At 71.6% G+C, this 6,912-nt stretch carries 10 protein-coding genes and 1 pseudogene; 4 read left to right on the plus strand and 7 right to left on the minus strand.

The genetic code is table 11. From position 1 onward, the window contains the following. Positions 1–383 (plus strand): acetate--CoA ligase family protein (locus KBX53_RS17210; RefSeq protein ID WP_210860331.1); only part of this gene is annotated, 383 nt, incomplete at its 5' end. A gap of 10 nt (positions 384–393) precedes the next feature. Here the strand turns inward: KBX53_RS17210 and KBX53_RS17215 are convergent. After that, a complete protein-coding gene (locus KBX53_RS17215; protein WP_210860333.1) occupies positions 394–801 on the minus strand; it encodes a VOC family protein in 408 nt (135 codons plus the stop codon). Positions 802–909: 108 nt separating this feature from the next. After that, entirely contained in the window at positions 910–1,914 is a 1,005-nt protein-coding gene (sigB, locus tag KBX53_RS17220; RefSeq protein ID WP_156057963.1) for an RNA polymerase sigma factor SigB, read from the minus strand. Positions 1,915–2,155: 241 nt separating this feature from the next. Here sigB and KBX53_RS17225 point away from each other — a divergent pair, with 241 nt between their 5' ends. Continuing rightward, positions 2,156–2,944, plus strand: a complete 789-nt coding sequence (locus KBX53_RS17225; RefSeq protein WP_030337414.1) for a sporulation protein — start codon at positions 2,156–2,158, stop codon at positions 2,942–2,944. A gap of 123 nt (positions 2,945–3,067) precedes the next feature. Here KBX53_RS17225 and dtd read toward each other — a convergent pair whose 3' ends face one another. Both dtd and KBX53_RS17235 read right to left on the minus strand, forming a co-directional pair. Next, on the minus strand, positions 3,068–3,490 hold the full coding sequence (dtd, locus tag KBX53_RS17230) for a D-aminoacyl-tRNA deacylase (protein WP_030337416.1): 423 nt from the start codon (positions 3,488–3,490) through the stop codon (positions 3,068–3,070). Continuing rightward, positions 3,490–4,974: a methyltransferase gene (locus KBX53_RS17235; RefSeq protein WP_030337418.1), complete on the minus strand. Its 1,485-nt coding sequence runs from the start codon at positions 4,972–4,974 to the stop codon at positions 3,490–3,492. The genes dtd and KBX53_RS17235 overlap by 1 nt, the downstream gene beginning before the upstream one ends. 95 nt (positions 4,975–5,069) lie before the next feature. On the opposite strand from KBX53_RS17235, the gene KBX53_RS17240 reads away from it, so the two are divergent. Further along, positions 5,070–5,654, plus strand: coding sequence for an HhH-GPD-type base excision DNA repair protein (locus KBX53_RS17240; RefSeq protein WP_030337419.1), 585 nt, complete (start codon positions 5,070–5,072; stop codon positions 5,652–5,654). A 3-nt stretch (positions 5,655–5,657) separates the two neighbouring features. On the opposite strand, the gene KBX53_RS17245 is transcribed toward KBX53_RS17240, so the two are convergent. Next, positions 5,658–5,969, minus strand: coding sequence for a hypothetical protein (locus KBX53_RS17245; protein WP_030337420.1), 312 nt, complete (start codon positions 5,967–5,969; stop codon positions 5,658–5,660). Positions 5,970–5,983: 14 nt separating this feature from the next. After that, positions 5,984–6,271 carry a hypothetical protein gene (locus tag KBX53_RS17250; RefSeq protein ID WP_309140793.1) on the minus strand — a complete coding sequence of 96 codons (288 nt, stop codon included), beginning with the start codon at positions 6,269–6,271 and terminating at the stop codon, positions 5,984–5,986. 103 nt (positions 6,272–6,374) lie between these two features. Here KBX53_RS17250 and KBX53_RS17255 point away from each other — a divergent pair, with 103 nt between their 5' ends. After that, the gene (locus KBX53_RS17255; RefSeq protein ID WP_030337423.1) at positions 6,375–6,734 is read left to right on the plus strand and encodes a DUF3099 domain-containing protein; all 360 of its coding nucleotides are present in this window, start codon (positions 6,375–6,377) and stop codon (positions 6,732–6,734) included. A gap of 64 nt (positions 6,735–6,798) precedes the next feature. Here the strand turns inward: KBX53_RS17255 and KBX53_RS36395 are convergent. Further along, positions 6,799–6,912: pseudogene (locus KBX53_RS36395) on the minus strand (ribokinase); the annotation flags it as partial.

A 6,912-nucleotide genomic window follows, 5' to 3' on the forward strand; every position in this document is an offset into this window, starting at 1 on the left:
GGGTGGCCTGCGTGGTGGAGGTGGTGGAAGATCCGGCGTTCGGGCCGGTGGTCGGGTTCGGCCTCGGTGGGGTCGCCACCGAACTGCTCGGCGATCGGGCCTGGCGGGCGGTGCCGCTGACCGACCGGGACGCGGCCGAGCTGGTCGACGAACCCCGGGCCGCGCCGCTGCTGCGCGGGCACCGGGGGGCCGCGCCGGTCGACCGGGCCGCCCTGGTCGACCTGCTGCTCCGGGTGGGTCAGCTCGCCGACGAGCAGCCCCGGGTGCGGTCGCTGACCCTCAACCCGGTGCTCGCCCGCCCGGACGGCCTCTCGGTCCTGCACGCCCAGCTGGGGGTGGGCGGCGTGGTCGCCCGCCCGGACACCGGCCCCCGCCGCCTGTGAGCGTGCCCGGTCAGGCGCGGCTGGAGATCTGCTGGACGCCCCAGGTGTTGCCGTCCGGGTCGGCGAAGAAGACGAAGCCGACATTGTCCAGTGGGTCCGGGACCGGCCGGGGGTTCTGACCGACCACCTGGATGTCGCTGACCTCCACACCTCGCCCGAGCAGTTCCTCGTGGGCCCGCCGCAGGTCGGGCACCACCAGTTGCAGGCCCTTGAGTGAGCCGGGCGGCATCTCCGGGACGACACCCTTACCGATCACAATCGAGCAGCCGGAGCCGGGCGGGGTCAGCTGGACGATGCGTGCCTCGTCGCTGATCACCGTGTCGTGGTCCACCGTGAAGCCGAGCTGGTCGGCGTAGAACTTCTTCGCCCGGTCCACATCGGAGACCGGCACGATCACCACTTCAAGCGTCCAGTTCATCGTTGCTCTCCTCGCCTCGTCGGTCGCGGATCGGTGTCCCAGTCAAACACCCCGACAGCACGAAAGGCCCCGGCGAACCGCCGGGGCCTTTCGTGGGAACCGGGTGCGTCAGCAGGCGTACGCCTCCAGGCGCTGAGCCCGCTCCGGGGCGCGCAGCTTCAGCAGCGTGACCTTCTCGATCTGGCGGATCCGCTCCCGGGACAGGCCGAACTCGCGGCCCACCTCGTCCAGGGTGCGCTGCCGGCCGTCGTCCAGGCCGAACCGGAGGCGGATGACCGCCTGCTCCCGCTGGGACAGGGTGGAGAGCACGATGCTGACCTCGTTGCGCAGCTCACCCTGGGCGGCGGCGTCGCCCGGCTCGGTGCGCGGGTCCACCGAGGCCACGAAGTCGCCGAGGGCGCTCTCACCGTCGTCGCCGACGGCCTGGTCCAGGCTGACCGGCTCCCGGTCGTAGGAGATCAGCTCGATGACCTGGATCTCGGGGATCTCCAGCGCCCGGGCGACCTCGGCGACCGTCGGTTCGCGGCCCAGCGTCACCGCCAGTTCGCGGCGGGCCCGGACCATCCGGTTGACCTGCTCGACCATGTGCACCGGGATGCGGATGGTGCGGGCCTGGTCGGCCATTGCTCGGGTGATGGCCTGTCGGATCCACCAGGTGGCGTACGTGGAGAACTTGTAGCCCTTGGCGTAGTCGAACTTCTCCACCGCCCGGATCAGGCCGAGGTTGCCCTCCTGGATCAGGTCGAGAAACGCCATGCCCCGGCCGGTGTAGCGCTTGGCGATGCTGACCACCAGCCGCAGGTTCGCCTCCAACAGGTGGTCCTTGGCCGCCCGACCCTCCGCGACGATCAGCTCCAGGTCGGCTCGCAGCTCCGCGGAGACGGGGATGCAGGTGGCGAGCTTCTCGTCGGCGAACAGGCCGGCCTCGATGCGCCGGGCCAGGTCGACCTCCTGCGCGGCGGTCAGCAGCTTGGTCCGGCCGATCCCGTTGAGGTAGGCCCGGACCAGGTCGGTGGAGATGCCGCGCTCGTCGGTGGCGTCCAGGTCGGCAAGGGTCTCGGGGGCCCCGTCAGTGTCGATCGTGGTGGTCGGGCGCGTCCGGTGTTCCGTCATCTGCAGGACCATCTCTGTCTCCCCGTTTCCACATCTGTGCCGTGTGCCCGGCCCAGTGGTGCCGGTGTGACAACAGCTTGGCGGGCGGGGCGTAAAACGGGAGTGAGGCGATCGGGCACCCGACAGGAATTGGGTCGGATCGCTGGTGCGGTGTGTCGTCCCGCTGTGTGGTTGCCCGGCCCGGCTACGTTGCGGACGGCCGGCCACCTTAGGTCGGCCGGGAACGACAGAGGAGGACGGTGTGGTCTTCAAGCGGCTCATGAAGGCGATGGGCGTCGGCGGTCCGTCGGTGGAGACGGTGCTGGCCAACCCGAACTGCCGCCCCGGCGGCCAGCTGGAGGGCCGCATCCAGGTGCTCGGCGGTGACCATCAGGTCGACATCGACCACGTCACCCTCGGCCTGGTCACCCGGGTCGAGGTCGAGAGCGGCGACAACGACTACGACACCAGTCAGGAGTTCCACCGCCAGCAGGTCACCGGCGCGTTCCGGCTGGAGCCGGGGCAGCGCTACGACATCCCGTTCCGGTTCGACGTGCCGTGGGAGACACCGGTCACCGAGCTGTACGGACAGCACCTGCACGGGATGACGATGGGCCTGCGTACGGAGCTGGAGGTCGCCCGCGCGGTCGACAAGGGTGACCTGGACGCCGTGGTGGTGCACCCGCTGCCGGCACAGGAGCGACTGCTGGACGCGCTGCTGCGACTGGGCTTCCGGTTCGCCCGCGCCGATGTGGAGCGTGGTCACATCTACGGCGTACGCCAGACGTTGCCGTTCTACCAGGAGATCGAGTTCAATCCTGCGCCGCAGTACGCCCGCTCGATCAACCAGTTGGAGGTCACCTTCATCGCCGACGCGCAGCAGATGCAGGTGGTGCTGGAGGTCGACAAGCGCGGCGGTGTCTTCACCGAGGGCCGCGACGCGTTCGGCCGGTTCACTGTCGACCACGCCACCGCCGACCGCACCGACTGGACCGCCGAGCTCGACAACTGGCTCCGCCAGTCCCTGACCCGCCGAGGCCTCTTCTCCTAACCCCAACCCACCCCCTCCCGGCCGCTTCTCTGCGGTGATCAAGAGGTTTGCGTCAGATTTTGCCCGTGGTTTGACGCAAACCTCTTGATCACCGGGCTCGGCGGGCTGAGGGTGGGGTGCGGGTCAGAGGTCCAGGAGGAGGGTTTGGGGGCCTATGTTGGTGCTCTCGACCAGCATGTGGGTGCGGAAGCGGCCGGTCTCCACCTTGGCGCCGCGTTGCCGTAGCGCCTCCACGACCGCCGTGACCAGCGGTTCGGCCACCTCGGCGGGGGCGGCGGCGGTCCAGCTCGGGCGGCGGCCCTTGCGGACGTCGCCGTAGAGGGTGAACTGGCTGACCACCAGGATCGGCGCGCCGGTGTCGGCGGCGGACCGTTCACCGTCCAGGATGCGCACCTCGTGCACCTTGCGGGCCATCGTCTGGGCGGTCTGCTCGGTGTCGGTGTGGGTCACCCCGAGCAGCACCAGCAGACCGTTCTCGATCGCGCCGACCACCTCGCCGTCCACCGTCACGCTGGCCTGCCCGACGGTCTGCACCACCGCGCGCATCAGGCGCTCACCGGCTCAATGAAGCCCCGCTCCACCAGGTGCGCCACGATCGGGCCGGCGGCCTCGGCCATCTCGTCGGGCTCCACGTCGTGTGCGGCGGCGAGCAGGGCGAGCTGGTCACGCAGCGGCAGTCGGCCGTCCGCGCCACCCACCAGCGCCAGCACCAGCGGGTCGATCTCCTCGGTCCAGCGCAGGCCGTGCGGCATCGCCAGGACCTGCCGGTCCACCCCCCAACCCTCGTCGCCCATGGTGGCCTCCTGTCGCAGCTGGAGGCCCTCGGCGGCCCGGTAGCGCTCGGCGAGCAACGCCTCGGTGTCGCGTACCCGGAGAAAGTCCTGGCGGTCGAACCAGGCGGCGACCTGGTCGCCCAGCGGTGGCTGCACCCGCTGGCGCAGGTCCTCCACCCGGACCACCGGGTCGGCGTGTCCGCCCCGGCGCACTGACACGATGCCGAAGCCGATTCCCTCCACCTTGTGCGCGTCGAACCAGTCCAGCCAGGCGGCCATCCGCTGCGGGTCGGCGGTCTCGCCGACGTCGGTGAGCCACAGGTCGACGTACGCCATCGGGTCGGCCACCTCGCGCTGGATCACCCAGGCGTCCAGGCCGGTCCCGGCGAACCAGCCGGCCACCCGCTCGTCCCACGCCTCGCCGGCGACGTGCACCCAGTTCGCCAGGTACTGCATGGTGCCGCCCTCGGTGAGCAGGCCCGGGGCGGCGGCGGCCAGTTCGGCGCCGATCGCGTCACCGACCCGCCCGGAGTCGCGGTAGACGTGCGTGGTGGTGCCCGGGCCGACCACGAACGGTGGGTTGCTCACCACCAGGTCGAACCGCCGGCCGGCCACCGGGGCGACCAGGTCGCCGCGGAGCAGCTCCCAGTCCTGACCGTTGAGGGCGGCGGTGGTCGCGGCGAAGCGCAGCGCCCGCTCGGAGAGGTCGGTGGCGGTCACCGACCTGGCGTGGGTGGCCAGGTGCAGGGCCTGGACGCCGGAGCCGGTGCCCAGGTCCAGTGCGGTGTCGACCGGCCGGCGCACGGTCGCGCCGATCAGGGTGTGGGTGGCCCCGCCGATGCCGAGGACGTGCTCGGCGTGCAGCGGGCGACCCGGGCGGGCGCTGGCCGGGACGTCGGCGAGCACCCACCAGTCCTCCCCGTACGGCTCCAGGTCGACGCCGGCGCGCAGGCCGGCGCCGTACCGCTCGACCAGCCCGCCGGCGAGGGCCTCGGCCACGCTCAGCGGTGCGAGCGCGGTGGCCACCGCCGCCTCCGGCTCGGTCTGGTCGCAGATGAACACCCGGATCAGGGTGTCCAGCGGGTCGCCGTCCTCGGTGGCGCGCAGCGCGGCCCGGTAGTCGTTGCGGGAGACCGCGGCGGTCGCCTGCGCGCCGAGCCGCTCGGCGATGCCGTGGCTGGTGAAACCGGTCCGGGTCAGCGCGGTCCGCAGCGCGTCGACGCCGGCGGGGGAGAGCAGCATGTCGTGTTCGTCCACCCCGACATCCTGCCTCCCGGTGCGTTCCGGGTCAGCGTCACCCGCCGGTAGATGTCGGAGCGTCGGTGTCCACCCGGATCGGTGCGCCGGGCAGGATGGTCCGCATGACGCTCGTACTGCCCATCGACCCGGAGGCCAACCGGCTGCTGGAGCGCAGCCCGCTGGCCCTGCTGGTCGGCATGGTCCTTGATCAACAAGTCTCAATGGAGAAGGCGTTCTCCTCGCCGTACGTGCTGGCGCAGCGGCTCGGTCACGACCTGGACGCGGCGGAGCTGGCCGGGTACGACCCGGAGGCGCTGGTCGCGCTCTTCGCCCAGCCGCCCGCGCTGCACCGGTTCCCGAAGGCCATGGCGGCTCGGGTGCAGGAGGTCTGCCAGGTGCTGGTGGAGCGCTACGACGGTGACGCGGCGCTGCTCTGGGCGGAGGTCACGGACGGGCCGGAGCTGCTGCGCCGGGTCGCCGCGCTGCCCGGCTTCGGCAAGCAGAAGGCGCAGATCTTCGTGGCCCTGCTCGGCAAGCGGTTCGGGGTGACCCCGCAGGACTGGCGGAAGGCGGCCGGGGACTACGGCGACCCGGGCGCGTACCGGTCGGTGGCCGACGTCACCGACGCCGACTCGCTGCGCCGGGTGCGGGAGTTCAAGCAGCAGATGAAGGCGGCGGCCAAGGCTGCGGGGGGATGACCCTCAGGCTGCGGTGGGGTGCGCCAGCGAGGCCAGCGCGCGCCGGACGTCGGCCAGCGAGACGGTCGCCGAGTCGTCCAGGTCGGCCAGGCCGGCCTCGATCCACTGGCGCATCAGCGTGGTGACCCCGATGCCCCGGGCGTCGGCGGCGGCGCGGACCCGCTCGTAGGTGTCGAGCGGCAGCCGCACCGAGCGGCTCACCATCGGCACGTCGGTGTCGGGGGTGGGCAGGTCCACCGCCGGGCTCTCGTCGATCAGGTCGGCGATCCGGTCGTCGCCGCCGTGGAACTGCTTGGTCGCGTCGTTACGGTGCATCGTCACGGCCCCCCTCATCGGCGGTCTCTCCGTACGGCCTCGTCGTAGCGCTTGGACTCGACGTCGCTCAGCTCGCGGGCGGAGAGGATGTCCCAGTCGTGGTCGGTGCCATCGGCTTCGGCGAGCAGCCCGGCCAGTCGGCGGCCCCGGCGGGCGGCGGCGTAGACCACCATCACGTCGTCACCCAGATGGCGGATGACCCGTCGGGCGCTGTGCAGCGCCTCCCAGACTTCCCCGGGTGTGACGTCGTAGACCCTCAGGTTGGCCAACGCCTCGTCGGTGAAGCTGAACCTGCTGCCCACGCCGGGAGCGTACCACGCACGTAACACGCGACGGGATGACTCGAAGTTCGCTGATCACGGGCCTGCGGTGACAGGATGAGGCGTAACCCCCTCGAGGAGGTCCATGGTGAAGCGTCAGGCGTACCAGCCGATTCTGATCACCGACGCCTCGCGCAGCCAGGACGATCAGCTCAACAGTCGCCAGCGCCGCTATGTCCTCATGATGGGCATCCGGGTGCTGTGCATCATCGTCGGCGCGATCCTGGTCGGTGCGAACGCCCCACTGCTCTGGCTCTGGCTGCCGCTGTGCGGCCTCGGCATGGTGCTCATCCCCTGGCTGGCCGTGCTGCTGGCCAACGACCGGCCGCCGAAGGAAGAGCACCGGTTGGCCAACCGGTTCCACCCCCGCCAGCAGGACGACACCCCGCCGATGAGCCTCACCGCCGAGGAGCGCCCGCACAAGGTCATCGACGTCGAACCCTGACCCGCGAGCGGGCCAGGGTTAGCCCGGTCCGGGCCGTAACACGCCGGTGGCCGCGCGCCGGCCGTTATGCCTGTGGCCGGGCGCCGGCTGTGGAGACGGCCAGCGCGCCCAGATCGGTGGCACGGCTCAAAGCCGCCGCCGGGGTGGCGCCCGCGAGCCACGCGGTGAGCAGACCGGC

The sequence above is a fragment of the Micromonospora sp. M51 genome (assembly GCF_018070305.1).
In the GTDB taxonomy this organism is placed as follows: Bacteria; Actinomycetota; Actinomycetes; order Mycobacteriales; family Micromonosporaceae; genus Micromonospora; species Micromonospora parva.